A 26,993-nucleotide genomic window follows, 5' to 3' on the forward strand; every position below is an offset into this window, starting at 1 on the left:
TTGGCGGCAAGGGCGGCGGCGGTGGTGGGGGTGGCGCCGGCGGCCATGCAAATGAGGACGACCAGGCCATCTCCGCCGGCGGTGGTGGTGGCGGCGGTGGCGGCTCGACGAGCGTCGCCGGCGGCACCGGTGGCACCGGTGGCGACACCCTATCCGCTGCAGGCTCACTTACTCAGCGCACCGGTAGTGGCGGCATTGGTGCGGCAGGAGCGGCTGGTATGGGCGGCGGTGGCGGCGGCGGCGCCTATAACCTCGTATCCCCGCCCGCCAACGATGGCTTACCCGGCGAGGTACCTACAGGCGGCGGGGGATTCCTTGGCAACAACGGAGGCAATGGCGGTGCTGTCGGCGGCGTAGGCGGCACGGGCGGCACAGGCAACTTCTTCAACGTCGGTGGCAATGCCGGGCAGAGCGCCCTCTGACGCAGCGGACGCTACGGCGTCGGGCCGCCGCTCGACGTGTCGGTGACCTCGCTCGTCTCGGTGGTGTCGGTGACATCCGTTGTCTCGGTCGGCTGCGGCGCCGGGGTGGTTATCGTGGTCGTGGTGGTGGTCGGCGGGGTGCTCGGGCCCGGATCGTCGTTGCTCGCGAAAACAGCGACCACCACGGCCACCAGCAGCAGCAACAACCCCGAACCGGCGACGGTCAAGACCAGCGCGCTGCGGCTGCCCGCCTGAACCGGTGCGGTCGGCCCCTCGGAATATGGCTGGTGGTACGCCTCGGCCGGCGGCGGTGGGGGCAGCGCCATGCCGGCCCCGCCCAGCGCCGCGCGGGCGGCATCGGCGAGCTCAAGCACCGTCTGATACCGAGCTTGCGGATCCTTGGCCATGCCACGGGCCACGACGGCGTCGAAGGCCGGCGGAATGTCGGGCGCGAACGCCGTCGGCCGCGGCGGCGGGGAGTGCAGGTGGCCCTTGATCTGCTCCTCGTAGCTGTCGCCCGGATATGGCCGCTGCCCGGTCAGGCACTCGTACAGCACGCACGCCAACGAATACACGTCGGCCCTGGAATCCGTTGTGCCACTGAAGCGTTCCGGCGCGAGATAGGCCAGGGTCCCCATCGTGTGCCCGGTGTTGGTCAGCGCCGTGTCGGTGGTGGCGCGGGCTATCCCGAAGTCGATCAGGTAGACGAAGTCGCGGGCATTGGCCACCAGAACGTTGGACGGCTTGACGTCACGGTGGACCAGTCCGGCCCGGTGCGCGCTGTCCAGAGCCGCGGCCACCTGTTCGATGATCGCGACCGTCTTCGCGGGGCTGACCCGGCCGCCGTTCTCGGCGATGAACCGCACCAGATCGCGGCCCTCGACCAGGCGCATGTCGACGTACAGGCGGCCGTCGATCTCACCGAAGCTGTGGATGGGCACGATGTGCGGGTCATTGAGGCCGGCCGCCGTGCGGGCCTCGCGGCGGAAGCGTTGCTCGAATTCTTTGTCCTCCGCCAGGTGCGGAGGCAGCACCTTGATGGCCACGATGCGGTCCGTCGCGGTGTCGTAGGCGCGATAGACCTGACCCATGCCCCCGCGCCCCAGCAGTCCCTGCAGCTGGTAGCGACCGAATGCGGTTTCGGCCACGAATCTCCTAGTCGAGCAGCACCGACGTGATGTTCACGTCCAAAGCCGGCGGTCCGTCCTCGCCGCCGCCCTTCACGCCTGCCGCGGCGATCTTGTCGAGGGTAGCCAGCCCGTCGGCTTGGATTGTCCCGAACACGGTGTATTCCGGCGGCAGCGCCGAGTCCCGATAAACCAGGAAGAACTGGCTGCTGTTGGTGTTGGGCCCGGCGTTGGCCATGGCGATGGTGCCGCGCGGATAGATCACGGGTTCTTTGAGCTTGGGGTCGTTGGCCGGGTACTGGTTGGTGGGGTATTCGTTGGCAAACTGGTAGCCCGGTCCGCCAGTGCCGTCACCCTTGGGGTCCCCACACTGCAGCACCGACAGGGACGGCGAGGTGGTCAGCCGGTGGCACTTGGTGTCCTTGAAGAAGCCCTGATTGGCCAGGCTCGCGAAACTGTTGACCGTGCATGGTGATTCGTTGTTAGCCAGCATCAGGCCGAGGTTGCCCTGGCTGGTCACCATGCTGACGCTGACCTGGGCCGGCTCGGTGGGCACCTTGCCGGTCCGTGGCGGCTTGACCTCCTTGCCGGCTTTGTCGGGCGAGGCTGGGTACTGGCAGTTGGCGCCTAGGTTCGGCGGTGCCTTGAACTGCGGCAGCGGCACCGCGTTGCCGAGCTGCACCGGTGGCAGGCCCGCCGCCGACGGTGACTCCGGCGCGGAGCTGCTGGGCGTCGTGGAGGCCGACGGATTGCTCTTGTTGTCATCCTTGCTGACGACGACGGCGACCACCACGGCGGCAACCACCGCCACCGCGGCCACCGCGCCCCCGGCGATGGTCAGGATCCGGCGCCGCTTGGCTTGCTTGGCGCGGCGCTCCAGCTGCCGCTCGAGTTTGCGCTTGGCCGTCGCACGTCGCTGCTGGTTCGTTGGCACGGCCGCCATCATTCCATGAGGCTAGGGATGGGAAACTGGGACCATGTTGGTCACCGGATTCCCCGCCGGGTTGCTGCAGTGCAACTGCTACGTGGTGGCGGAGCGGCCTGGGTCCGACGCCCTGATCGTCGACCCGGGCCAGCGCGCGATGGGCCAGCTGCGCGGCATCCTAGACAAACACCGGCTGACCCCGGCCGCGGTGCTGATCACCCACGGCCATATCGATCACATGTGGTCGGCCCAGAAGGTATCGGACACCTTCGGATGCCCGACTTACATCCATCCCGAGGATCGGTTCATGCTCAAAGACCCGATCTACGGGCTCGGGCCGCGGGTGGCACAGCTGATGGCCGGCGCGTTCTTCTCCGAACCCAAGCAGGTCGTCGAGTTGGACCACGACGGGGACAAGCTCGACCTCGGCGGCATCGCGGTCAACGTCGACCACACTCCCGGCCACACCCGCGGCTCGGTGTGCTTCCGGATCCGGCAGGCGGCCAAGAACGATGCTGACGTGGTGTTCACCGGCGACACGTTGTTCGAGCGGTCGGTCGGGCGCACCGACCTGTTCGGCGGCAGCGGCCGGGACCTGCTGCGCTCCATCGTCGATAAATTGTTGGTGCTCGACGACCCCACCGTGGTACTACCCGGACATGGCAACGCCACCACCATCGGCGCCGAGCGCCGGTTCAACCCGTTCCTCAAAGGTTTGACTTCGTGACGGAGTTCGTTGCGCCCAAAGGGGTTCCCGATTACCTCCCGCCGGATTCCGCACAATTCGTCGCAGTGCGCGACGGATTGCTCGGTGCTGCCCGCCGCGCCGGTTACGGCGACATCGAGTTGCCCATCTTCGAGGACACCGCCCTGTTCGCGCGTGGCGTCGGCGAATCCACCGACGTGGTGTCCAAGGAGATGTACACCTTCGCCGACCGCGGCGACCGGTCGGTGACGTTGCGGCCCGAAGGCACCGCCGGGGTGGTGCGCGCGGTGATCGAGCACGGCCTGGACCGTGGCGCACTGCCCGTCAAGCTGTGCTACGCCGGCCCGTTCTTTCGCTACGAGCGGCCGCAGGCCGGCCGTTACCGCCAGTTGCAGCAGGTGGGTGTCGAGGCGATCGGGGTGGACGACCCGGCGCTGGACGCCGAGGTGATCGCGGTCGCCGACGCCGGATTCCGGTCCCTGGGGTTGGACGGGTTCCGGCTGGAGATCACCTCCCTGGGCGACGAGAGCTGCCGACCGCAGTATCGAGAACTGTTGCAGGAATTCCTGTTCGGACTCGAACTTGACGAGGACACCCGCCGGCGGGCCGAGATCAACCCGTTGCGGGTGCTCGATGACAAGCGCCCCGAGGTCAAGGCGATGACCGCCGACGCGCCGGTGCTGCTCGATCATCTATCCGACGTCGCCAAGCAACATTTCGATACCGTGCTCGCGCACCTGGATGCGCTGGGTGTTCCGTATGTCATCAACCCGCGGATGGTGCGCGGCCTGGATTACTACACCAAGACCACGTTCGAGTTCGTGCACGACGGACTGGGCGCGCAATCCGGTATCGGCGGCGGCGGCCGATACGACGGGCTGATGCGGCAGCTCGGCGGACAGGACTTGTCCGGGATCGGGTTCGGCCTCGGCGTGGACCGCACGCTGCTGGCCCTGCGTGCCGAAGGCAAGAGCGTGGGTCAGTCCACCCGCTGTGACGTGTTCGGGGTGCCGCTGAGCGAGGCGGCCAAGCTGCGCCTGGCGGTGCTGGGTGGCGCCCTGCGGGCGGCCGGCGTGCGTGTCGACCTGGCCTACGGTGATCGTGGGCTCAAAGGTGCCATGCGAGCGGCCGACCGCTCCGGCGCGCGGCTGGCATTGGTTGCCGGTGACCGCGACATCGATGCCGGCACCGTCGGCGTCAAGGATCTGAGCACCGGCGACCAGATCTCGGTGCTGTTTGATTCCGTTGTCGCAGAGGTTCTTTCGCGACTCGACCGGTAGCCGGGTGAACCGATACCGGGAAAAGCCGGTGCCGTTTTCGCCGTTCGAGTAGCCTCCTACTGTTTTGCGTCGTAGGCGACCGGATCGGGCCCGGTTGCCGGGCAAGGAGGCCCCTCGATGTCGTATGTGGTGACAGCACCGGATCTTCTGGCCTGTGCCGCAAGCGATTTGAGCGCCCTCGGGACGGCCGTCGACGCGGCGAACAGGGTAGCGGCGCACTCCGTCACGTCGTTACTGACGGCCGGGGCCGACGAGGTGTCGTCCCGCATTGCCGATCTGTTCAGTGCACACGGCCGCGACTACCAGGCGGTCAGCGCGCAGGCGGCACGATACGGCGAGCGGCTGGTGCGCACTCTGGCGGCGAACGCCGACGCCTACCTTGGCACTGAAATCTTCAATGCGGCCCAGCCGCCCCAGCCGCCGCTGCCGGCGGCCGGCGTCCGGCTCACGGTCCCGGGTGCGGGCCCGCTGTACGCGCCGCGGTTGCTGACCGAGTTGCCCATCCTGGGTCAGATCGCTCTGCAAGGCGTCTCCGCGCCCTGGTCGGTGTCCGTCCTGCAGGCTTACGGCCTGCTCAACCCGATGATCGGCGAAAACTGGTTCCCTGCCAGCCTGGCTGAAGTGGTCGGCTACCCGGCCAGCATGGGCATCCTCAGCGGCAGCCCGCTCGCGCCGACCGTCAACGAGGCCGTCGCGATGGGACGACTCACGCTCGACCAAATGATCACGGGTGCGGTCGCCGGCAGCGGTGGTGCACCGGTACAGATCGCCGGGCTGTCGATGGGATCCATCGTCGTCAACCGGGAGCTGGCGTACCTGGCGACCAGCCCGACCGCCCCGCCGCCCGGCGCCTTGCAGTTCGCCTTGTTCTCCAGTCCTGAGCTCGGACTGGCCGCCACCTACCTGCCGAGCGGGATGACCGTGCCGCTGATCGGCTACACCGTCCAGCCGCTCGCCGCCAGCCAGTACAACGTCAGCGTGGTGTTCGGTCAATACGACTTCTTCGCCAACCCACCCGACCGGCCCTGGAATCTTCCCGCGGTGGTGAACTCCCTGTTCGGCACGCTTTACCAGCACAACGCAACGTCGGTGGCCGCGATGTCGAACGCGGTGGAGTTGTCCAGCGTGACAAACTCTCTGGGCGGCACGGTCACCACCTACATGATCCCCTCGCCGACACTGCCCATGCTGCTCCCACTCGTCCAGCTCGGTGTCCCACCGCCGATCGTCAACGGCTTGAACGCGGTGCTGCAGCCGATGGTCAACGCCGGTTACTCCTCGCTGACACCGGGCGCCGGACCGTATTTCTCCGGCGGCTCGCTGGTCGGGTGGCCGAACACTTGACTCGGCATCGAACTCTTGTTCGAATGGGGGTATGCGTTGGGCTGGTCAGGCAGTGGCGGTCAACGGCGCGCCGGTCGAGGATGGGGCGCTGCCAGGACTGCAGCGGATCGGTCTCGTGCGCAGCGTACGGGTGCCGCAGTTCGAGGGCATGACCTTCCACGAGGTGTTGTGCAAGTCGGCACTGAACAAGGTGCCCAATGCCGCCATGCTGCCGTTCCGCTACACCGTCAACGGCTACCGCGGTTGCTCACACGCTTGCCGGTACTGCTTCGCCCGGCCCACCCACGAATACCTGGACTTTGACCCCGGCGCCGACTTCGACAGCCAGGTCGTGGTCAAGACCAACGTGGTCGAGGTGCTGCGGCGCGAGCTGCGCCGCGCGTCATGGCAGCGGGAGACCGTCGCGCTGGGTACCAACACCGACCCGTACCAGCGTGCGGAGGGCCGCTACGCGCTGATGCCGGGCATCATCAGCGCGCTGGCCGGGTCGGGTACACCGATGTCGATCCTGACCAAGGGCACTCTGCTGCGCAGAGACCTAACGCTGATCACCGCTGCGGCACAACAGGTTCCGCTATCGGTGGCGGTGTCGCTGGCGGTCGGGGATCCGGAGCTGCACCGCGACGTCGAGCCGGGCACGCCGACACCGCAGGCGCGGTTGGCGCTCATCACCGCGATCCGCGACGCCGGTCTGGACTGCCACGTGATGGTCGCGCCGGTCCTGCCGCACCTCAGCGATTCCGTCGAGCACCTCGATGGGCTGCTGGGCCAGATCGCCGCGGCGGGTGCGACCAGCGTCACCGTGTTCGGCCTGCATTTGCGTGGCACGACGCGTGGCTGGTTCATGGCCTGGCTGGCCCGCGCACATCCCGAACTCACCGGCACCTACCGTGAGTTGTACCGGCGCGGTGCCTACCTGCCGCCCAGCTACCGCGAAATGCTGCGCGAACGCGCCCAGCCGCTGGTCGCCAAGTACGGGCTCAGAGGCGACCACCGCCCGTTCTCGGCGGCGGCCGAAGCGGCGCACAGTCCGCAGCCTGTGCAGGAAACGTTGTTCTAACCGCGCGGTTTGGCAAGTGTGAATTCGTCTACCGCCCGCACCACCCCGTACGGGCCCTGCAGAACGTAATACGTCGCCTTGATCGTAGTGTTGGCGCCGGGTGCACCCGGATCAACGTCGAAAGCGACGAACCCGTAGGGGTTTTCGCGGTCGCGAAAGGCCGACCAGGGCGCGTCCTCCAGCACGTAGATGGGTCGCTTGTGGCCCAGCGCGGCATCGAAGTCACCGACACCGGTGATGACCCGGCACCGCAGGTCGGGAAAGAACAAGCCGTTCGTCGGTTTGGACGTGCCGCCCCCGCCGATGACGACGTGCACGGTTCCCCGGGTCACGTCGATCACGTCGCTGCGGGTATCGACGGGAATCGGCGTTCGAGTGTCGGTGCCGAGGGTGCCGCGCAGCGGATATGAGCGCTCGTAGTGGTGTTCGTGTCCGCACAGCACCAGGTCGACGTGGTGCTCGTCGAACAGCGGCAGCCACTCCTGGCGGATCCCAAGGTCGGCACCGTTGGCCTGGGCGGTCGAGATCGCGGTCTGATGCATGCACACCACCACCCAGTCGATGCCCGGGTCACGCCGTGCAGCCGCCAATTCACCAGCCAGCCAACGCTTTTGCTCGCCACCAGAGTAACCGTGCACATAGGAGTTGCCGGCATCCTGGTAGGCCACGTCGTCGTTGTTGAGGCTGATCACCCGCACCGAGCCCGCGGTGAACGAATACCACAGGCCGCGCAGTTCGGGGCTGGATCCCGAATCGGGCACCGAGAAGTAGGTCTGGTAGGCACCGTAACCGACTGGCCCGTTGCCCAATTCGTTCTCGTGGTTGCCCGCGGCCGGCATCCACGGCCGGTAGCGTGCCGAGCGGCTGTTGTTGACGAACCAATCCGACCAGGTGCGGATCCGGTCCTGGGCGAGATTGGCATAGCACAGGTCGCCGTTGACCAGATTGAACAACGGCGCCATCCGCTCGATCGCCATGGTGGTATCACCGGCCGCGGGCGACCCGATGTGGTCGTTGAAGTACTTGCCGTCGGTCAGCTTGCTCAGTGTGGGCGTCGATTGGTCACCGAAGCTGGTGAAGCGAAACGGTTTTCGGCCTGCCGGTGCGGTTCGCGCCGTGCCCAGTTCCGGGTGCGCACCGTCATGCACCGCGGCGTATACGTAGTCGGTGTCCGGGCTGAGCCCGCTGAGCCGGGCGTGGTTGACGCGAACCTCAGTGTTGGACTTGGCGTCCCGGTAGGTGCGGGTCTCGGCGGCGACGGTGGTGCCGAAGCCGGACGTCGGGGTGCCCAGCATCACCCGCGGGTTGCGGACGGCGTCGGTGGTGTGCCAGGAGACCACCAGTTCGGTGCTCGCGTTGCGGCCGAACTGCAGATGCAGCCCACCGACCGGCGGCGTGCCGGAGGCAGCGGGCCGTGACCAGATGTCCGGCGAACGCGAGCTGAGCAGTGCGGCTCCGCCCACCCCGGCGCCTACACCGAGGACACCGGCCGCTGCGCCGCTCGCCAGCAGGGTGCGACGGCTTACTCCCGGCGGCCGTTCGGTCGCCTGTTCCGGCTCCTCGCTCATGGGTGCTTCATACCCGAACCGGGTGAACACGAGCGGAACTTCGGCCGCGTCCTAATGCCGGTGCGGCTCCAGCAACGCCGCCTGCCCGACCGTCGGCGGGTTAGCGGCCAGCCATTCCTTGGTTGCGGCCTCAGACCGTTCGATCAGGTCGGGCGCGTGGGAGAAGTCCAAGCCGGAAATGGAGACGGGACACAGAGGGCGGATGACGCGCAGGTCGTACTCGGTTTCGAAGCGGGCGATATCGACCGCGAGCCGGTGGTTCAAGGCGATGGTCATAGCGTGCAGCGCCATGTTGGCCGCCGACCTGGGTGCGGTGGGCAAGTCGCAGGAGTACCCGGTCGGCAGCACCCAGATCTGGTCGGCCCCCAAGGCGATCGCATGGGAAACCGGCGTGTTGTTCACTACGCCGCCGTCCATCAGGTCGCGGCCGTCGATGCGTACGGGCGGGAAGATCCCCGGGATGGCGGCACTGGCGGCGATGGCGTCTACGGCGTCGCCCGAGGACAACAGCACGTCGGTGCCCGAAATCACGTCCGTCGCCACCACATGCAGGGGAGTCGGCGCGTTCTCGAGCCGGGTGAATTCCAACTTTTCCGCCAGCAGGGCGCGCAGACCGGTGTTGGGCACCAGATGGGTGCGGCGGCCGAACATGCCCAGCGCTCCGGCGATAGGGCGGGCCGGAAAGATCTGTTTGCGCGCCAGCGAGATCCACAGATCCGCCAGCCCGCGGACGCCGGCGCAATCGGACCGGGACGCCAGCCAACCGCCGTTGACCGCCCCGACGGACGTGCCGACGATCAGGTCGGGCGTGATCCCTGTGTCGGCCAGGGCAAGCAGCATCCCGGCATGGATCGCGCCGAGACTCGCACCCCCGGACAACACGAATGCTGTGGGCACAGCTGCATGGTAGGCGCCGGGACATTCGCAGAAAACGGCCGAAGTAACGAATCGGGTAGCTTTTCCGATATGAGCAACGTGCGAATATTGGCGAGCGCGGCCGCGCTGGCGGTTTCGGGAATGTTCGGGATCCTTGCCCCGGTGACCGCACACGCGGATCCTGCCGGTCACCAGGTGACCTACACGATCACCAGCACCGGAAATCTCACGGGCAGTGTGCGGTACATGAACAGCGATCCGCCCAGCCAGGCGGCGTTCGACGCTAACTCGTCGCAGTTCATGAACACCGCGGGGACTACGTTCAGCGCCGGGGAGCCGCTGGTCTACAACGCCACCCTGGCCAACCCGAATCAGTGGGCGTTCGTCGCCGCAAGTGGGTCCTGCCGCTGGCCGGACTGCAGTTCGGGCAACATTGCCGAGTTGCAATGCCAGATCGCGGTGGACGGCCAGGTCGTGGTGACACAGAAGGCCACCACCGCCGTGACCTGTGCCACCCGACCCTGGTAACGGCTCAACGGGGGTCGTTATGTGTGACGACAACGACCTCGGCCGGCGCGGTGCCGACCGTCCTCAGCTGGTGACTCACTGACGCGTCGAAGTAGGCGCTGTCACCGGTGTCCAGCGTGATTGTCCGGTCACCGTAGTCAAGCTCCACCGTTCCGGCATGAACGAAGACGAATTCCTGGCCGGTATGTTCGGCGTGGGGCAGGTCGAAGAGCGCTCCGCTGGGTCGAACCACGAACGGGGACATGGATTTTCCCAGCAGGCTCGGCGCCAGCGCGCGGTAGCGGACTTGCCTGGCGCCGGGGCGGTCCTGATCGCCGTCAAGAGCCCGGTCGACGGCAATCTTCTCCACGCTGGCAGCCTCGGAGAACAACCGCCCGACGTCGACGTCGAGTGCGCGCGCGACCTTGAGCGCGACCGCGATCGACGGCGTGCTGTGACCGCGTTCGATTTTGGATAGGTAGCTCTTGGTCAGGCCGGTCTGTTCGGCGAGACGCTCGAGCGTCAGACCGCGTTGCCGGCGGACCGCCCGCAGCAGTGCCGCCATCGGCAGACCTCCCTAATGACACAAAGTTTCCTATTGGTTACAGTGTGTCACATGGCGATGACTTTCACCCAGTCCAAGTCCGAGTTGATGCTGCGGGCCCAAGATCGGCTGGCGGCCCAGGAGGTCGAGTCGGGCCTGACCACTCGGCAAAAGCTGGCATTGACCTGTCGGGCCCTGTTCGACGCCGGTCACGATTCCGGACTGGCGGGACAGATCACCGCCCGCACTGAGGCGGCGGGCACCTACTACACCCAGCGGCTCGGCCTGGGCTTCGACGAGATCACCGAAGACAACCTCCTGCTCGTCGACGAGGACCTCAACGTCCTGCAGGGCGACGGAATGGCCAACCCCGCCAACCGCTTTCACAGCTGGATCTACCGCGCGCGCCCGGACGTGCAATGCATCGTGCACACCCATCCTTTCCATGTGGCGGCGCTGTCGATGCTTGAGGTACCGCTGATCGTCTCGCACATGGATACCACCCCGCTCTATGACGACTGCGCATTCCTGGCCAACTGGCCGGGCGTACCGGTGGGCAACGAGGAGGGTGAGATCATCACCGCAGCCCTCGGTGACAAGAAGGCGGCGCTACTGGCCCATCACGGTCAGGTGGTGGCCGGTGCCAGCATCGAGGAAGCCTGCTCGCTGGCGGTGCTGATCGAGCGGGCTGCCAAGCTGCAACTCGCCGCAATGGCCGCCGGCACGGTCAAAGAGCTGCCGGAGGAATTGGCGCGCGAGGCCCACGACTGGACGTTGACGCCCGCGCGCAGCCGGGCAAACTTCGCCTACTACGCCCGTCGCGCCCTGGTCCGCCACCCCGACGCCATCACCATCGAGGAGTCCGCCCGTGTCTGACACACCGAAGATCGGTGGCATCATCGCCTACCCGGTGACGCCGTTCTCCGCCGACGGCATCGACACCGACCGGCACGGCCGCCTCGTCGAGCGGTTGGTGTCCGCGGGGGTGCACGCGATCGCTCCGCTGGGCAGCACCGGCGAGCTCGCCTACCTTGACGAGTCCGAGTTCGACACCGTCGTCGACGCCACCATTGCCACCGTCAACGGCCGGGTGCCCGTCATCGTCGGGGTCTCGGATGTCACCACCGCCAAGACAATTCGGCGCGCGCAGTACGCGCAACAGGCTGGGGCGGACGCGGTCATGATTCTTCCGGTCTCCTACTGGAAGCTCACCGACCGGGAGATCGCCCAGCACTACCGCAGCATCGGCGCGTCCATTGACATCCCGATCATGGCCTACAACAACCCCGCCACCAGCGGCGTGGACATGAGCCCCGAACTGCTGGTGTCGATGTTCGGTGACATCGACAACCTCACCATGGTCAAGGAATCCACGGGCGATCTGTCCCGGATGCAACGCATCGCCGAGCTCAGCGACGGCCGGCTGCCGTTCTACAACGGCAGCAATCCGCTGGTGCTGGATGCGTTGAAGGTCGGCGCCGCCGGATGGTGCACGGCCGCACCGAATTTGCGGGCTCAGCCGTGCATCGGCCTGTATGAGGCGGTACGCGCCGGCGACCTGGAGAAGGCCCAGCTTCTCTACGACGACCTCAAGCCGTTGCTGCAGTTCATCGTGGCGGGGGGACTGCCGACGACGGTGAAGGCGGGCTTGGAGCTGCTCGGTGTGCCGGCCGGTGATCCACGGGCGCCGCTGCTTCCGCTCGACCAACGGGGTCGCCATGAGCTGCAGGAGCTGCTCGCGGGAGCTATCTGAATCTCAGATTTCCAAATGCGACCGGCGCCGCCGGCCAACGTCATCGGGCTTTGTCGCAGGCGATTGACCGGTCGTGGATGAACGCCAGGACCACGGGCGAATTATCAAAGCATTGACTGGATTGCCGTGCCACACGAGGATAAGCACGGTTATGCGGCTCAATTATTGCGGTTGGTAGTGGCGTGCTGTTCTGATTTTCCGTGGAGTGCGTCCGCCGAACGTCGGATGCCTCCATAGGAGTTGCAGGATCATGGGTGCCAAGACTGCAAGCCAGTTGTGCTACGACCCCTACGGTGTCGAACTCAACGTTGACCCGTATCCGCTGTTTCGGCGGCTCCGCGAGGAGGCGCCGTTGTCCTACAACGAACAACACGACTTTTACGCGCTGAGTCGATTCAACGATGTGCATGCGGCGCTGCATGACCATGAGACGTTCAGCTCAGCACGGGGCAACATTCTCGAATTGATCAAGGCTGACATGCCGATTCCGCCCGGCGTGTTTCTCATGGAGGATCCACCCCTGCACGACATCTACCGGAAGAGTCTTTCTCGCCTGTTCACGCCACGCAAAATGCGCGAGGTCGAGGCCACCGCGCGGCAATTCTGTGCTGAGAGTCTCGATCCGTTCGTTGGTACCGGGGGCTTTGACTTCATCGCCAATTTGGGTGCGGAGATGCCGGTGAGAGTCGTGTGCAGGCTGCTCGGTATCCCCGATGAGATGCGGCATGAGGTCATCGACCTCGCCGAAGGTCACGTCAACACCGAGCCCGGCGGGGAGATGAAAGCCGCGTCCTCAGGGCTGGAAACAGGGCAGCTATTCGCCGAGTACCTCGATTGGCGCGCTGAACATCCCTCCGACGACGTTGTCACCGAACTGCTCGGGGTCGAATTCACCGACCTGGATGGCACGGTGAGGGGGTTGACCCGTGAGGAACTACTGATTTGCATCACACTGGTCGCCGCGGGCGGCGCCGAGACAACGACCCGGCTGATCGGATGGGCGGGCAAGGTCTTAGCCGAGCATCCGGAGCAGCGACGGGAGCTGGTCGCCGATCGCAGCCTGATCCCCGGCACCATCGAGGAGCTGTTGCGTTTCGAATCTCCCGCGCCACACATCGCGCGCACTGTCACACACGATCTGCAGTACTACGGACAACACGTGCCGGGCGGCAGCATCATGATGTTGCTCGCCGGTGCTGCAAACCGCGACCACCGGCAATTCCCACCCGATGGTGACGTCTTCAACATTCACCGCAAAGCCGGAGCCCATGTCGGCTTCGGTGTCGGCGTGCACTACTGCTTGGGAGCGTCGTTAGCCCGGATGGAGGGCCGCGTGGCGCTCGACGAGGTACTCAACCGCTTCCCGGAGTGGGACATCGATATGTCTGAGGCACGCATGACCACGACCTCGACAGTCCGTGGCTGGGAGACTTTGCCAGCCGTCCTAGCGTGAAAGGCCGCCCGACGTCTGGTCCGATCGCCGTAACCAACTACGGTGCCCTGACCTGACATTCGGCCCCATGACGACATCGAGTTGAACACCCCTGTCGTTTCGGGAGCACCCGAGGCGCCGAACAAGGTCTGCACAAAGTCAACGTGAATGGACGTGCTCTCGCGGTGGCGTCCTAGCCCAGATCGTTGGTTTTAAAGGTGTCGCACTTGTTCGGGTCACCACTCTGGTACCCGGTGGTGAACCACTTCTGGCGCTGCGCCGAGGAGCCGTGGGTCCAGGATTCCGGGTTGGTGCGCCCGTTCACCTGCTCCTGAATGCGGTCGTCGCCCACGGCGGCCGCCGCCGACAAGGCATCCTGAATATCCTTGTCGCTCAGCGGTTCCAGGAACGGTGCGCCGGTACTCTCCTGTTTGACGGTGGAGGCGTAGTGGGCCCACACGCCGGCATAACAATCGGCCTGCAACTCGGTGCGCACACCACTGCCGGTGGCGCCCTTCGCCCCGGACTGGGCGCTGCCCAACACGCCCAGCAGGTTCTGCACATGGTGGCCGTACTCGTGGGCTACCACATACTCCTCGGCGAAAGGGCCTCCGCTGGAACCGAATTGGGTGACCAGCACCTGGAAGAAGTCGGTGTCGAAGTACGCCGTCTTGTCCATCGGGCAATAGAACGGACCGACGTCGCTACTGGCCGGGCCGCACCCGGTGCTCACCGAACCACTGAACAGCCGCAGGTGGGGGCGCGTGTAGCTGGGCATCAACTGCTTCCACACCGCGTCCAGCGAGTTGCTGGTGGCGACCACGCGGCACTGCACATACTTGTTGGCGTCCGCCCCGGTCTTGCAGCGGCTCAGGTCGAAACCGGGTGCGACGTCTTCGCGGGTGTCCAGCGGCTGCTGGCTGACCACGCCGCCGGGGTCGACGCCGAGCAGCATGGCGACCACCACGAGCAGCAGGCCGCCGATACCGCCGCCGATTGCCATCCGGCCCATCCCGCCGCCGCCAGACGATGACGCACTGCTGGTGTCGATCTGCATACCCTCGTTGAAGGTCATTGCATGCTCCCCATTCTCAAGGCGGACCCAGCCTAACGCTGCTGTGTAGCGGCGAATCGAGTGTCGGTATACCCGCGCAGATTGCGCAGAAATCGCCGCAGGGCCACGTTCAGCAACGGCCCGAACGCCACCATGCCCAGCCCCGCGCCGCGCGCGGGTTTCTGGGCCATCGTCCAGGTCAGTCGGCAACCGCCCGGAATGACTTCGACACGGTAATCCTCGGCGAACGCGGCCACCGCCTTCGTCGAGCACTCATTGAACCGAAAGGCCATGTGCGTGAACGGTTCCCAGGCGATGAACTCTTCGTCGCCGACGATGCCGCCGCGCATCTCGACGACGCGGGTGGTGCCGATGCCACGCGGCTCGGGACTGGTCCAGGTCACCTTCGTGATCACCTTGGCCCACCGCGGCCACGACTCGGCGTCGGCGAGCACCTCGAACAGCTGCTCGGGGGTGATGGCGAGGTCGACGCTGTTGCGGAAGCGAAAGGGCGCATTCTCGATGAAGGCCAGGTCCACGCGCTCGCACGGATGCATGGCTCACCCTAACCGGGGCCGTCGCTGGCCGCGGCCAGCAGTGGCACCAGCACATCGCTGATCGGGGTGGCCAGGCCGCGCGCCCGGGCCTTGCGGATGATGACGCCGTTGCGCAGGTCCCATTCCAGCGGGCGGCGTGCTTCCCGGTCAGTCAGGATCGAGGTGGTCATGTCCTCGGGGGCGGCCCGGAACAGGTTGACCAAGTCCTCGATCACGTCGTCGCCCAGCTCGGCACCCTCGGCGCGGGCCACCGTCAGGCACTCGGCGACGTAGCGGCGGGACAGCTGCGCGACGTCGTCGCGGCGGAACATCCCCGAACGCCGCCCGGTCAGCGCCATGAATCCGGCCAGCGCGTTGACCACCAGTTTGCGCCAGGTCGCGGTGGTGAAGTCGGGATCGCAGTCCACCACACACCCGGCGCCGCGCAGCAGCTCGGCGAGCGTCTCCGCCGCCGGCCCGGTCGGCAGTTTGAGCACCGCCGAGCCGCGCAACCGCACCCAGCCCGCAGGCTGCGTCTCAGCGGAGAACCACACGCTGCTCGGAATGACGGCTGAGGACGGACACAGCGGTTGCACCTGCTCGACCTGTTCCACCCCGTTCTGCAGGACGGCGACCAACGTGTGTTCGTCGCACAGTCGCGCCAGCCAGCCGCGGGCCTGCTCGTTGTGGGTAGCTTTCACGGCCAGGAACAGCACGTCGACCGGGCCGCTGACGTCGGCCGGGTCGGTATGCACCGGTCCCGGCACCACGATGGGTTCCCCGTCGTCGGGACGCAGTTCGACGCCGGACCGGCGCCGGTGGCCGCACAACAGGACCCGGTGACCGGCGGCGTGCAGCAGCGCTGCAATGGTCGTGCCGACCGCGCCGGGCCCCACCAGAGCGATGTTTGTCGGATGCGTTGCGATGCAGCCAACGTACTGGGTCAGGACCGGCCCTCTAGACTGAGCAGTCGTTCTCGCCCTGGATAAAGGAGTATTTGTGCTGCGCAGCCACGCCGCAGGTTCGCTACGCGATGGTGATGCCGGGCAACAGGTCACGCTGGCCGGCTGGGTGGCGCGCCGCCGCGATCACGGCGGCGTCATCTTCATCGACCTGCGGGATGCCTCAGGTGTCGCACAGGTGGTGTTCCGGGAACCGGAGGTGCTGGCGCAGGCGCACCGGCTGCGCGCCGAATTCTGTGTGGCGGTCACCGGCGTCGTCGAGATCCGCCCGGAGGGCAACGCCAATCGCGAGATCGCGACGGGTGAGATCGAGGTCAACGCCACCACGCTGACCGTGCTGGGGGAGTGCGCACCCCTGCCGTTCCAGCTCGATGAGCCCGCCGGCGAGGAACTCCGGCTCAAGTACCGCTACCTCGACCTGCGCCGTGACGGCCCCGGCGCCGCCATTCGGCTGCGGTCCAAGGTCAATGCCGCCGCTCGCGAGGTGCTGGCGCGGCACGACTTCGTCGAGGTCGAGACGCCGACGATCACCCGCTCGACTCCGGAAGGGGCGCGCGACTTCCTGGTGCCGGCGCGACTACGGCCGGGCACCTTCTATGCCCTGCCGCAGAGCCCGCAGCTGTTCAAGCAGCTCCTGATGGTGGCCGGGATGGAGCGGTACTACCAGATCGCGCGCTGCTACCGCGACGAGGACTTCCGTGCCGACCGGCAGCCGGAATTCACCCAACTCGACATGGAGCTCAGCTTCGTCGACGTCGAGGACATCATCGCGATCTCCGAGGAGGTCCTGTCCGCACTGTGGGCGCTGATCGGCTACCAGATCCCCACCCCCATCCCGCGGATGACCTACGCCGACGCGATGCGCCGGTTCGGTTCCGACAAACCGGACCTGCGGTTCGGGCTGGAGCTCGTGGAATGTACGGAGTTCTTCTCCGACACCACCTTCCGGGTGTTCCAGGCGCCCTATGTCGGCGCTGTGGTGATGCCCGGCGGGGCGTCGCAGCCGCGCCGCACCCTGGACGGCTGGCAGGAATGGGCCAAGCAGCGCGGGCACCGGGGGCTGGCCTACGTGTTGGTCGGTGACGACGGCACCGTGGCCGGTCCGGTGGCCAAGAACCTGTCCGACGCCGAACGCGACGGCCTGGCCGCGCACGTCGGCGCAAATCCGGGTGACTGCATCTTCTTCTCGGCCGGCCCGGTGAAGTCGTCGCGCGCGTTGTTGGGAGCGGCGCGTATCGAGATCGCCCACCGCCTCGGCCTGATCGACCCGGCCGCATGGGCGTTCGTGTGGGTGGTGGACCCGCCGCTGTTCGAGCCCGCCGACGACGCGACGGCCGCCGGCGACGTGGCTGTCGGCTCCGGGGCCTGGACCGCGGTGCACCACGCGTTCACCTCGCCCAAGCCCGAGTATCACGACAGCATCGAGTCCGATCCCGGCGGTGCCCTCGCCGACGCCTACGACATCGTGTGCAACGGCAACGAGATCGGCGGCGGTTCGATCCGTATCCACCGCCGCGATATCCAGGAACGGGTGTTCGCGGTGATGGGTCTGGACAAGGCCGAGGCCGAGGAGAAATTCGGATTTTTGTTGGAAGCCTTCACATTCGGTGCTCCGCCGCACGGCGGCATCGCGTTCGGCTGGGACCGGATCAACGCGCTGCTGGCCGGGTTCGACTCGATCCGTGAGGTGATCGCATTCCCGAAGACCGGTGGCGGTGTCGATCCGCTCACCGATGCCCCGGCGCCGATCACGGCTCAGCAGCGCAAGGAATCGGGAATAGACGCGAAGCCAAAGGCGGTTTGACGGGGCATGAGCTCACCCGATACCGAGACGATCAAAGCGTTCAACCAGCAGATCGCCGATGAGTTCCGCGCCAACCAGGGCAAAGTCGGCGGCCCGTTCGAGAACTCCGACATATTGCTGCTCACCACGACCGGCGCCAAGTCGGGCCAACCCCGGCTTTCCCCGCTGGCCTATTTCCGCGTCGACGGCAAGCTGATCATCATCGGATCCTTCGCCGGCGCGGACTTCGACCCGGGCTGGGTGCACAACTTGCGGGCCAACCCGCAGGCCCACATCGAGGTCGGTACCGACGCTTTCGACGTCACGGCGCGTGAACTGCCGCCCGCCGAGCGCGAGGAAATCTTCCCGAAGATCGTGGCAGCGGCGCCCGGATTCGCCGAGTACCAGGCGAAGACCAGCCGCGTCATCCCGCTGTTCGAGTTGCAGCGCAACTAAAACCGGCGAGCGTCTCCGTATTACCGCCGATGCTGCGGTAAGTAACCGGTATGGGTGTCTCGCTCCTCACCAGGACTGCCGGAACCGGTACCGCGGCCCTACGCCGGCTGCGCAGCGTGTTGTTTCCCATCACGCAGACCGCGACGGCATCGGGTCTCGCCTGGTACCTGGCGCACGACGTGGTCGGGCACCGCCAGCCGTTCTTCGCGCCGGTCGCCGCGGCGGTCTGCCTGTCGGCCAGCGACGTGTTGCGCACCCAACGCGCCGTTCAGATGATCATCGGGGTCACCTTCGGGATCGCCCTGGGTGCGGCGGTGCAGACCCTGCTGGGCACCGGACCGATCGCCATCGGCGTCGCGGTGCTGATCTCGCTGTGCGGCGCCGTGCTGATCGGGCACGGGTACATCGCCCAGGGGCTCATGTTCTTCAACCAGATCACCGTCTCGGCAACCCTGGTGATCGCGGTGTCGCGCAGCGGTGATGTGATCGATCGCTTGTTGGACACGCTGATCGGCGGCGGTCTTGCCATTGCGTTCGCCGCGCTGTTGTTTCCCGGCAATCCGCTCAAGGTGCTCCACAACGCCCGCGTCGGCCTGCTGGCCGCTGTCCACAACGTCCTGGTCCATTCGGCTGACGCGGTCGGTGGCCGAGTCCCGGAGCCGGGCTGGCCGCTACCGGACGTGGAGCGGGTCAACCAGCAACTGGGCCTGCTCATGCAGGCCCGCGTCTCGGCCCGGCAAACGTTGGCCGCACCCCGGCGCTGGAGCGTGCGGGAGCGGGCCCGGGTTGCCGACCAGCAGACCGCGCACGTGGCCGTTCTCGCCGGGTCGGCGCTGCACTTGGCGCGCGTCGCCACCGCCGCCGTCGGCGGCCCGCTGCCGGAAGCCCTGCCCGACGCCGTCGGCCAGCTTGCCGCTGGTGTCGCCCTCGCCGAAACCGACCTCACCGGCGCCACCGAACATGTGGCCGCCGCCCGCCGCGCGGCGTCGAGTCTGGCGGCGGCCGCGCACGGCGGACCGGATTGGGCGCTCGCCGAGGGGGTACAGACGTGTGTCGACGACTTGCAAAGGGTGATCGACCTCGGGCAGTGAACCGCCGCGCCCGATTAGATGAAGGGTATGAGCACTTCGCTGCGCGACCGGCTGGGCGTTGGCACGGTTGCGGCCGCCCACCGGCTGCGCGCCGCGCTCTGGCCGATCGCCCAGACCTCGGTGGCGGCCGGGTTGGCCTGGTATCTCACCCACGACCTACTGCACCATCCGCAGCCGTTTTTCGCGCCGATCTCCGCGGTGGTGTGCATGTCGGCCAGCAACGTGCTGCGGGCTCGGCGCGCCGGGCAGATGATCGTCGGGGTCACCCTCGGGATCGTGCTCGGCGCCGCCGTACAGGCGATGCTGGGGACCGACGGCCTGGCGTTCACGGTGGCCGTTTTCGTGGCGCTGGGTGTCGCCGTGCTGATCGGCACGGGCTTCATCGCTCAAGGCGGCATGTTCGTCAATCAGACCGCGGTGTCGGCGACCCTGGTGCTGGCTTTCGCGCACAGCGCGGGTGTCGTGGGTGAACGGCTCTTCGACGCGCTGATCGGCGGCGGGCTCGCGCTGGTGTTCAGCATCCTGCTGTTTCCGGCCAACCCGCTTACCCTGCTGGCCAGCGCACGGGCGGGTGTGATGAGTGCGCTGCACGACACCCTCGTCGAGATCGGCAGGGCCACCGCCGAGCCGGAGCGCGTCGCAGCGGACTGGCCGCTGAGCTGCGTCGACCGGCTCCACAACCAGTTGGGCGGACTGATCGAAGCCCGCAGCACGGCCAGGCTGATCGTGCGTAGGGCCCCGTTACGGATAGGGATGCGCCAGACCATCGCGGCGGTGGACTATCAGGCCGCCCGGTTGGGCCTGTTCGCCAGCGCCGTCCTGCAGCTGGCCCGCACCATCACGCCGCCGCTCGGGATGTGGCTGGCCGAGCCGTTGCGCGCCGCGGTGGGCGAGCTTGCGCAGGCGACGTCGGCGGCGGACACCGACGAGGCGACGGCATGCGCCCATACCGCGGCCGCACGCGACCATGCCACCGGTCTGGCGGCTGCGGCTCGCAACCCGACCGAGGTGGTGCTCGCAGAAATCGTCCGGACCTGTGTCGACGATCTGCAAGCGGTTATTGACTGTCCGCGGGGCTGATGCCCGGTCGTTGCGCGAGGAATTCCTGGACCAGCCGTTTCGGCGCTTGCACCAGCCAGGCCTCGGTGATCAGCTCCTCGAGGTCGACGACGTCGATCTCGGCCAGCCGGACCAGCACGGCGGCATAGCCGTCGAAGTGCGGAGTGGTGAAGTACACCTCGGGCTGGTCGGCGACCAGCGCCAGCTTCACCCCTTCATCGGGCACCCGGACAGCCAGAATGTCACCCCTGGGCGGCTCTACGCCGGCTTTCGTCAACGCCTCGCGATCGGAGCCTCGCAGCGGCCGCTCCCACGCCATCAGCTTCTTGCCAACCCGCCAGTCCCGCGGCGCGTGCTCAACGGTCAGTGGCAGGTCGGCGACGATGCGGACGACGTCGGCCCAGGTAGCCACGTTTTTGATTGTGCGCCCGACCGCCCGGATTCGGAACGCTTATCCGTGAACTACCCGATGGCTTGCCGGGATTGCGGGGTTTGTGAGGTCGCCGACGCCTGGCTGAGCCACTCCAGCAGCTTGTCGTAGACCTGCGGGTGGTTGAGCAGGTCGAAGTGGTTCAGTCCGGTCAGGGTAAGCCCGTGCGCAGCATCGAACGGGACTTGGCGGACCCGTCCTCGCCCGGCCGCGCTCTTCGGGCGAACCAGGTGATCGCCCACCAGCAGGCCAAGCGCGCGGGGGCCTGCGGTGGTGGAGACGAAGTGGTAGACCGCCTCGGGTAGGAAGGGCACCTCGCCGCAACGATCCCGCAGCACCTCATCCGGGTCGCGGTCGCGCCAGTCTTCGTCCAGCAGCGAGCCGTAGCGCAAATCCTTGACACCGGAGCTGCGGGTGTTGAGGAAGCGCGAGATGCCGCGCGTCTCGGGTAGTTTCGCCAACGCCCAGGAGGCGAGATTGACGCCTTTTTCCAGGTCGGCGCCCAGGTGCGGCGAGCCCAGGCACACCACGTGGCGCACTGCGCGGGTCCAGGCGTGACCGCGTTCGAGCCCGTAGTGGCAGGCGCTGCGCGACACCAGTCCGCCCATCGAGTGCCCCACCAGCACGATCTCCTGCACCGGCGTCGGCCAGAGCCCGTGCACCCGATCGAGCAGGTCAGCCAGTTCTTGACCGTTCTGCGAGATGTGGAACCCGGTGTTGTAGCGCAGGAAGATCGGCGTGTAACCCAGGTCCTTGCGCAGCCGCTTACCGTACGGGCGCAGCGGTTCTCCGGTGCGCGGGTTGCGCCACCAGGACCGTTCGGTCATGCACCAGCCGTGCACAAAGACGGCGATGCGTCCGGTGGCCTTCGGGAAAGCGGTCGCCAGCGAGTCCGTAGTCAGCGCGACGGGCTGGCCCTTGCGGCGAATCTCCATGGCCAGCGCGAACCCGTTGTCCCGGTTGGCCAGCTCGTCCCCGTAGATGCCGTTGACCGCGGCGATCGCGCCCGCAACCCGCGGGCGGGCCTGCACGGTCTCGTCGTCGTCGTTGCTCAGCGTTCCCGCGGCCAGCGCGCCCGCGCCGTACAGCGTGCCCCGCACGGCGCCGTCGACCACGCGGTAAATGGTCGAGGCGGTCGCATCGTGGACCAGCTGAACGGGTCTGGAAGCCGGTCCGATCGAGTCGAACACCCGGCCGGCGATCCCGTGATGCATGTCCCGGACCAGCGTCGTCAGCACCCGCGTGCCCTCGCCGGCCAGATCGGCTAGTGATCGGATCTCGTGTCCCTGCACTGAACGGCTCCTTTCTGCCTTCAGTAAACAAGTGTTCCCATTTTTTGCGTTGATTCTGCATCCAGGGCGCATAACTCCGAGACAGACGCGCCCTCCGCGCAGAGTCAACGCCTGGTAGTGCGGTTGGCAGTAGGTTTGGTCGGTGCCCGCTGATTTTCTGGACACCAAGCGCTACCGAGTGACGCACCGCACCGAGTACCGCTACTCCGACGTCGTGACCAGCTCTTACGGCCGCGGATTCCTCACCCCGCGCGACTCGCTGCGACAGAAGTGCATCGCACACCGGTTGGTTATCGACCCGGCCCCGACCGACAGCTCCACCAGCCGTGACACCTACGGCAACATCAGCTCGTATTTTCACGTCACCGAACCGCACCGCACGCTGACGATCACCAGCGACTCCATCGTCGACGTCGTGATGCAGGCATCGAACCTGTACAACGCCGGGCCGGCGCTGCGACCGTGGGAAGAAGCCCGCCCGCACGGTAGCCAGGGAGCGTTGGAGGTCGACTTCACCCTCGACCTCAACCCGCCGGAGATCACCGACGAGGTCCGCGAGTACGCCGCGCCCAGTTTTGAGCCCGGACGCCCGTTGGTGGACGTGCTACGAGACCTCTCGTCGCGCATCTTCCACGACTTCACCTACCGCTCGGGATCCACTACCGTTTCCACCCGCGTCAGTGAGGTTCTGACGGCCCGCGAGGGGGTATGCCAAGACTTCGCGAGGCTGGCGATCGCCTGCCTGCGCGCCAATGGTCTGGCGGCCTGCTACGTATCCGGGTATCTGGCCACCGACCCTCCGCCGGGAAAGGATCGGATGATAGGCATTGACGCGACCCATGCCTGGGCGTCGGTGTGGACGCCCCAGCAGCCGGGTCAATTCGAATGGCTGGGCCTGGACCCCACCAATGACGCGCTGGTCGACGAGCGCTACATCGTCGTCGGACGCGGCCGCGACTACGCGGATGTGCCGCCGCTGCGCGGCATCATCTACACCAACTCCGAGCGCAGTGTGATCGACGTCGCCGTCGACGTCGTCCCCTTCGAAGGTGACGTGCTCCATGCGTGACTTCCACTGCCCCAACTGTGGCCAGCGCCTGGCCTTTGAGAACTCCGAGTGCCTGTCCTGCGGCAGCGCGCTGGGGTTCTCGCTGGACCAGATGTCACTGCTGGTGATCGCAAAGCGGGATCAGGACAGCGACCATGCCGGCGCCGTACCCGCCAACGAATACCAGTTGTGCTCCAATCTCTATCTGGCCGAATGTAATTGGATCGTTCCGGTCGATCATCCCGGCGGCCTGTGCGAGTCGTGCGCGTTGACGATCGAACGGCCCAACGACCAGGACACCGTGGGGCTGGCTGAGTTCGCGCGCGCCGAGGCGGCCAAGCGGCGCCTGATCGCCGAGCTGAAGGAACTGAAGCTGCCCATCGTCGGGCGGGACGAGGACCCGGACTACGGGCTCGCCTTCCGGTTGTTGTCCAGTGCCCACGAGAAGGTTTTCACCGGACACGAAAATGGTGTCATCACACTGGATCTGGCCGAGGGTGACGACGTGCACCGCGAGCAGTTGCGGGTGGAGATGGAAGAGCCCTACCGGACGCTGCTGGGACACTTCCGGCACGAGGTCGGGCACTACTACTTCTACCGGCTGATCTCACCGTCGCAGCAGCACCTGGCACGGTTCAACGAGCTGTTCGGCGATCCCGATGCCGACTACCAGGCGGCGCTGGACCGTCATTACAGCGAAGGCGCCCCCGACGGATGGCAGGAGACCTTCGTCTCGTCGTACGCGACCATGCACGCCGCCGAGGACTGGGCCGAGACATTCGCGCACTACCTGCACATCCGCGACACGCTGGACACCTCGGCGTCCTGCGGTTTGGCTCCGGCGGCCGCGACGTTCGACCGACCGCCGGTGGGCCCCAGCGCGTTTGCCACGATCATCGAGATGTGGCTGCCGTTGTCGTGGTCGCTGAACATGGTGAACCGTTCGATGGGTCACGACGACCTGTACCCGTTCGTGCTGCCGCCCGCGGTGCTGGACAAGATGCAGTTCGTGCATGCGGTGATCGAGGAGACGACCGCCGCGGCCAATGCGGCCTGATCAGGCAGGCATCGTCCGGCGTTCGTCGGGACCCCACAGCGGCTGCATGCCACTGGGCAGGGCCAGCTGTGTTGCGGTGATGACGTCGGCCAGATCGCGTAGCGCGGCATGGATGGCGCTGAGCAGCTCCGCCAATTCCTCGCGGCGCCCGCCGGTAATCTCTTCCAGCTCAGCGGGATCCGAGCGGCGCAGCCGGGTGCTCATCTCGTCGACCAACCGCTCCGGACGCGACGACCCCGACGAGCCGGGCAGGTCCTTGAGGTTGGAACGCAGCCGCTCCAACTGGAACAACAGTGACCGCGGATTCTGCGCATCGAAGAGCATCAACTCGGTCACCGCGGCGACACTGACCTTGCCCAGCGTGCGGCGCCGGTAGATCACCGAGGACTCGCAGGCCACCAGCGTCGACTCGACGATGGACTGCTCGGCGACGGTGCCGCGCACCCGGGTCAGGGTGTCGCCCAGCAGTGCGGTCAGCCACAGGCCGCGCTCGATGCGCTTGCCGATGTCCATCATCGTCCAGCCCACATCGTGCACCATCGACTCACCCGCCACCCCGGACAGCGTCAGCATGCCGGCCAGCGCCTGCGACTGGGCGTTGGCAAGCAGCGCGTCGGCCTCGGCCAGTGACTGCGGCGGGTCGGACCGAAGAGCCACGGCCCGTTCGACATTGGCCAGCACCATCCAGGTGTCGTTGGATAGCTGGTCACGCACCGCCCGCGCCGAGAGCGCCAGCCCTTCGACCGATTGGATCAGCGAACCCGGCCGGTCCAGGTCCACGGTCATCGACCAAAGCATCGAGGGCGCCACGGCGATCATCTCGGCCGGGTCGTACTCGCCGTCGCTGGTTGCCCCGGTGTCGGTGCCGGTGATCTTGCCCAGCGCAGCCATCAGGGCCGGCACGCACTCGCTTTCCTCGTTGTCCTGATGGTGCCGGTAGACGTGATAGCGCTCCCGCGCCACGATCAGCAGCCGGGCCATGTTCTCCGCGCGCTCGCCGTAGCGACCCATCCAGAACAGATCGGACAACACCCTGGGCGAACTGACGCCCCATGTTCCGGCCCCAGTCTTCACCGGTGCCGGGACCGACGGCAGCATCACCGTCTCGGTGATAGCCCGCTCCGTTGGGCGCACCCAAATGTCTTTTGCTGCAACAGTTTTCAATGTATAGGCGGACGGCTCGGGGGCCAGAACGTAACCCAGGCCGCCGATCATCGGCGCGTAGCCGCCGCGTTGCGCGACGGTGAACAACCGCATGCCGACCCCGGCGGAAGAGAGGACACCGGCGTGGTCGGTGGGCGCCGAGGAGAAGCTGGGCAACTCCTGGCCCACCCATCGCCACGGCATGGCCTCGATGCGCCCCGCCAGCTCGGTCAGCTGTGCCGACGAAAGCGACGGCCCGACCAGCGGCTCGCCGCCGTCGACCGGCCTGATCAACAGCGACGACAGGTTGGCCAGCAGGTGGGACAGCTCACCGGCGATGCCGCCCCAGTACGTCGGTGCGCTGTGCAACAGCAATTCCTCGCCGAGCAGGCGCTCGGCCATCTCGGGCAGAAACCTCAGCAGCCCAGGGCTTTCCAGGATGCCGCTGCCCAGGGTGTTGACCACCGTCACGGTGCCGCGGTGCAGCGCCTCCACCAGGCCGACCACCCCAAGCCGGGAGTCGGCGCGCAGGTCCAGCGGATCGGCGTAGAGCGCGTCGACGCGACGCAGCACCACGTCGACCTGTTTGAGGGTGCCCAGCGAGCGCATCCAGAGCTTGCCGTCGCGGACCACCAGATCGGCGCTCTCCACCATCGGGAAACCGAGCAGACTGGCCAGGTACGCCTGATCGAAAGCTGTCTCGGAGTAGATGCCGGGGCTGAGCACCACCACCACCGGGTCCTGCACCACGTCGGGGGCGGCGTCGATCAAGCCCAACCGAAGTGCCTGCGCGAACGGCGTATTCGGGCGCGGGGCGATGTGTTCGTAGAGGTCCGGAATCGCGTGCGCCAGCACCCGCCGATCGGCCAGCGCATAGCCGGCGCCCGAGGGCGCCTGGGTCCAGTCCGCGTTCACCTGGAAGCTGCCGTCCGAACGCCGGCTGAGGTCGCAGCCGTGCATGAACAGCTGGTGATGGCCGGGAACCTTGATGCCGTTGGCGGAGCGCACATATCCGGGATGGGCGAACACCAGTTGCGCCGGGAGCAGCCCTTCGGTGAGCAGATTGCGCGGTCCGTAGAGGTCGGCGAGCACGGCGTCGAGCAGGCGCGACCGCTGCACCAGGCCGGCCTCCAGTGCCTCCCAGTCGGCGGCCGAAACCACCAGCGGCAGCGTGTCCAGCAGCCACGGCCCGGGTTCGGGGGGCTGGATGTGGCCGTCCGGTCCCCGCACGACCGGGCCGTCCGATACCCCGGTGTAAGTGATGCCGTCGTGGTCGATCAGGCTGTGCACGACAGAGCGCAGCCGGTCCAGCCCCGGCCGGCCTCGTTCGGCGATGACGTCGGCGAGTTCGTCCCAGCCGGGGCGCACGTTGCCGTCGGAGTCGACGAACTCGTCGTAGCCGCCGTCGGGCCCGTCCCGCAGATCGAACAGGGCTTCCTGCGCGCGCGCAGTGCGGTATCCCGCCAACAGGCGGTCGACGTCGTACCGGTCCCCGGCGATCGCCGGCGATCCGCTCCTCAGTGCCATCGCTGTGCCAA

At 67.1% G+C, this 26,993-nt stretch carries 24 protein-coding genes and 2 pseudogenes; 15 read left to right on the forward strand and 11 right to left on the reverse strand.

Features of this window, described 5'->3' with window-relative positions; translation table 11 throughout:
• Positions 1-422, forward strand: a pseudogene (locus tag BN972_RS30800) (PE family protein); the annotation flags it as partial.
• Positions 423-756: 334 nt separating this feature from the next.
• Here the strand turns inward: BN972_RS30800 and BN972_RS08985 are convergent.
• Both BN972_RS08985 and BN972_RS08990 read right to left on the reverse strand, forming a co-directional pair.
• A pseudogene (locus tag BN972_RS08985) lies at positions 757-1,513 on the reverse strand (serine/threonine-protein kinase); the annotation flags it as partial.
• Positions 1,514-1,577: 64 nt separating this feature from the next.
• Positions 1,578-2,483 carry a peptidylprolyl isomerase gene (locus BN972_RS08990; RefSeq protein WP_036357076.1) on the reverse strand — a complete coding sequence of 302 codons (906 nt, stop codon included), beginning with the start codon at positions 2,481-2,483 and terminating at the stop codon, positions 1,578-1,580.
• 43 nt (positions 2,484-2,526) lie between these two features.
• Here BN972_RS08990 and BN972_RS08995 point away from each other — a divergent pair, with 43 nt between their 5' ends.
• The 4 genes from BN972_RS08995 (at position 2,527) to BN972_RS09010 (ending at position 6,864) form a co-directional block, all read left to right on the forward strand.
• The gene (locus tag BN972_RS08995; RefSeq protein WP_036355201.1) at positions 2,527-3,201 is read left to right on the forward strand and encodes an MBL fold metallo-hydrolase; all 675 of its coding nucleotides are present in this window, start codon (positions 2,527-2,529) and stop codon (positions 3,199-3,201) included.
• Positions 3,198-4,460, forward strand: coding sequence for a histidine--tRNA ligase (hisS, locus tag BN972_RS09000; protein WP_036355203.1), 1,263 nt, complete (start codon positions 3,198-3,200; stop codon positions 4,458-4,460). The genes BN972_RS08995 and hisS overlap by 4 nt, the downstream gene beginning before the upstream one ends.
• Before the next feature lie 117 nt (positions 4,461-4,577).
• The gene (locus BN972_RS09005; protein ID WP_080696744.1) at positions 4,578-5,804 is read left to right on the forward strand and encodes a PE-PPE domain-containing protein; all 1,227 of its coding nucleotides are present in this window, start codon (positions 4,578-4,580) and stop codon (positions 5,802-5,804) included.
• Between the two features lie 31 nt (positions 5,805-5,835).
• Entirely contained in the window at positions 5,836-6,864 is a 1,029-nt protein-coding gene (locus tag BN972_RS09010; protein WP_036355205.1) for an Rv2578c family radical SAM protein, read from the forward strand.
• Here the strand turns inward: BN972_RS09010 and BN972_RS09015 are convergent.
• Together BN972_RS09015 and BN972_RS09020 are read right to left on the reverse strand one after the other, a co-directional pair.
• Positions 6,861-8,432, reverse strand: a complete 1,572-nt coding sequence (locus BN972_RS09015) for a purple acid phosphatase family protein (RefSeq protein ID WP_036357080.1) — start codon at positions 8,430-8,432, stop codon at positions 6,861-6,863. The two genes, BN972_RS09010 and BN972_RS09015, sit on opposite strands and share 4 nt — an antisense overlap.
• A 51-nt stretch (positions 8,433-8,483) precedes the next feature.
• On the reverse strand, positions 8,484-9,329 hold the full coding sequence (locus tag BN972_RS09020) for a patatin-like phospholipase family protein (protein WP_036355207.1): 846 nt from the start codon (positions 9,327-9,329) through the stop codon (positions 8,484-8,486).
• A 69-nt stretch (positions 9,330-9,398) separates the two neighbouring features.
• On the opposite strand from BN972_RS09020, the gene BN972_RS09025 reads away from it, so the two are divergent.
• Positions 9,399-9,836, forward strand: coding sequence for a hypothetical protein (locus BN972_RS09025; RefSeq protein WP_036355209.1), 438 nt, complete (start codon positions 9,399-9,401; stop codon positions 9,834-9,836).
• A 4-nt stretch (positions 9,837-9,840) separates the two neighbouring features.
• Here the strand turns inward: BN972_RS09025 and BN972_RS09030 are convergent, their stop codons facing one another.
• Positions 9,841-10,380 (reverse strand): helix-turn-helix domain-containing protein, encoded by a 540-nt coding sequence (locus BN972_RS09030; RefSeq protein WP_036355211.1) that lies wholly within the window; start codon positions 10,378-10,380, stop codon positions 9,841-9,843.
• Positions 10,381-10,431: 51 nt separating this feature from the next.
• Here BN972_RS09030 and BN972_RS09035 point away from each other — a divergent pair, with 51 nt between their 5' ends.
• From BN972_RS09035 to BN972_RS09045, 3 genes are all read left to right on the forward strand, one after another.
• On the forward strand, positions 10,432-11,235 hold the full coding sequence (locus BN972_RS09035; RefSeq protein ID WP_036355213.1) for an aldolase: 804 nt from the start codon (positions 10,432-10,434) through the stop codon (positions 11,233-11,235).
• Positions 11,228-12,112 (forward strand): dihydrodipicolinate synthase family protein, encoded by an 885-nt coding sequence (locus BN972_RS09040; protein ID WP_036355215.1) that lies wholly within the window; start codon positions 11,228-11,230, stop codon positions 12,110-12,112. The genes BN972_RS09035 and BN972_RS09040 overlap by 8 nt, the downstream gene beginning before the upstream one ends.
• 250 nt (positions 12,113-12,362) lie before the next feature.
• Positions 12,363-13,565 carry a cytochrome P450 gene (locus tag BN972_RS09045; protein WP_036355217.1) on the forward strand — a complete coding sequence of 401 codons (1,203 nt, stop codon included), beginning with the start codon at positions 12,363-12,365 and terminating at the stop codon, positions 13,563-13,565.
• A gap of 172 nt (positions 13,566-13,737) precedes the next feature.
• On the opposite strand, the gene ypfJ is transcribed toward BN972_RS09045, so the two are convergent.
• Genes ypfJ through BN972_RS09060 form a run of 3 tightly spaced genes read right to left on the reverse strand, consistent with a single transcriptional unit; the run spans position 13,738 to position 16,060 of the window.
• Positions 13,738-14,619 carry a KPN_02809 family neutral zinc metallopeptidase gene (gene ypfJ, locus BN972_RS09050; protein ID WP_036355219.1) on the reverse strand — a complete coding sequence of 294 codons (882 nt, stop codon included), beginning with the start codon at positions 14,617-14,619 and terminating at the stop codon, positions 13,738-13,740.
• A 32-nt stretch (positions 14,620-14,651) separates the two neighbouring features.
• Positions 14,652-15,155 (reverse strand): SRPBCC family protein, encoded by a 504-nt coding sequence (locus tag BN972_RS09055; protein ID WP_036355221.1) that lies wholly within the window; start codon positions 15,153-15,155, stop codon positions 14,652-14,654.
• A gap of 8 nt (positions 15,156-15,163) precedes the next feature.
• Complete coding sequence (locus BN972_RS09060; RefSeq protein WP_261785909.1) at positions 15,164-16,060, reverse strand: oxidoreductase; 897 nt, start codon at positions 16,058-16,060, stop codon at positions 15,164-15,166.
• 55 nt (positions 16,061-16,115) lie between these two features.
• On the opposite strand from BN972_RS09060, the gene aspS reads away from it, so the two are divergent.
• From aspS to BN972_RS09080, 4 genes are read left to right on the forward strand one after another with little or no spacing between them, the layout of a single operon-like run.
• Positions 16,116-17,900 (forward strand): aspartate--tRNA ligase, encoded by a 1,785-nt coding sequence (gene aspS / locus BN972_RS09065; RefSeq protein WP_200869721.1) that lies wholly within the window; start codon positions 16,116-16,118, stop codon positions 17,898-17,900.
• A 6-nt stretch (positions 17,901-17,906) separates the two neighbouring features.
• Positions 17,907-18,335, forward strand: a complete 429-nt coding sequence (locus BN972_RS09070; protein ID WP_036355225.1) for a nitroreductase family deazaflavin-dependent oxidoreductase — start codon at positions 17,907-17,909, stop codon at positions 18,333-18,335.
• A 50-nt stretch (positions 18,336-18,385) separates the two neighbouring features.
• The gene (locus BN972_RS09075) at positions 18,386-19,426 is read left to right on the forward strand and encodes an FUSC family protein (RefSeq protein ID WP_036355227.1); all 1,041 of its coding nucleotides are present in this window, start codon (positions 18,386-18,388) and stop codon (positions 19,424-19,426) included.
• Between the two features lie 27 nt (positions 19,427-19,453).
• Complete coding sequence (locus BN972_RS09080; RefSeq protein ID WP_036357084.1) at positions 19,454-20,506, forward strand: FUSC family protein; 1,053 nt, start codon at positions 19,454-19,456, stop codon at positions 20,504-20,506.
• Here BN972_RS09080 and BN972_RS09085 read toward each other — a convergent pair.
• Positions 20,484-20,897, reverse strand: a complete 414-nt coding sequence (locus BN972_RS09085) for an MmcQ/YjbR family DNA-binding protein (protein WP_036355229.1) — start codon at positions 20,895-20,897, stop codon at positions 20,484-20,486. The two genes, BN972_RS09080 and BN972_RS09085, sit on opposite strands and share 23 nt — an antisense overlap.
• Before the next feature lie 50 nt (positions 20,898-20,947).
• The gene (locus BN972_RS09090; RefSeq protein WP_051545170.1) at positions 20,948-22,207 is read right to left on the reverse strand and encodes an esterase/lipase family protein; all 1,260 of its coding nucleotides are present in this window, start codon (positions 22,205-22,207) and stop codon (positions 20,948-20,950) included.
• A 142-nt stretch (positions 22,208-22,349) separates the two neighbouring features.
• Here BN972_RS09090 and BN972_RS09095 point away from each other — a divergent pair, with 142 nt between their 5' ends.
• A complete protein-coding gene (locus BN972_RS09095) occupies positions 22,350-23,276 on the forward strand; it encodes a transglutaminase family protein (RefSeq protein ID WP_036355230.1) in 927 nt (308 codons plus the stop codon).
• On the forward strand, positions 23,269-24,312 hold the full coding sequence (locus tag BN972_RS09100; protein ID WP_036355232.1) for a zinc-binding metallopeptidase family protein: 1,044 nt from the start codon (positions 23,269-23,271) through the stop codon (positions 24,310-24,312). Before BN972_RS09095 ends, BN972_RS09100 begins: the two co-directional genes overlap by 8 nt.
• On the opposite strand, the gene BN972_RS09105 is transcribed toward BN972_RS09100, so the two are convergent.
• Positions 24,313-26,982, reverse strand: a complete 2,670-nt coding sequence (locus BN972_RS09105; RefSeq protein WP_036357088.1) for a circularly permuted type 2 ATP-grasp protein — start codon at positions 26,980-26,982, stop codon at positions 24,313-24,315. It lies immediately after the preceding gene.
• Positions 26,983-26,993 lie beyond the last annotated feature (11 nt).

It is taken from the genome of Mycobacterium asiaticum DSM 44297, from assembly GCF_000613245.1.
In the GTDB taxonomy this organism is placed as follows: domain Bacteria; phylum Actinomycetota; class Actinomycetes; order Mycobacteriales; family Mycobacteriaceae; genus Mycobacterium; species Mycobacterium asiaticum.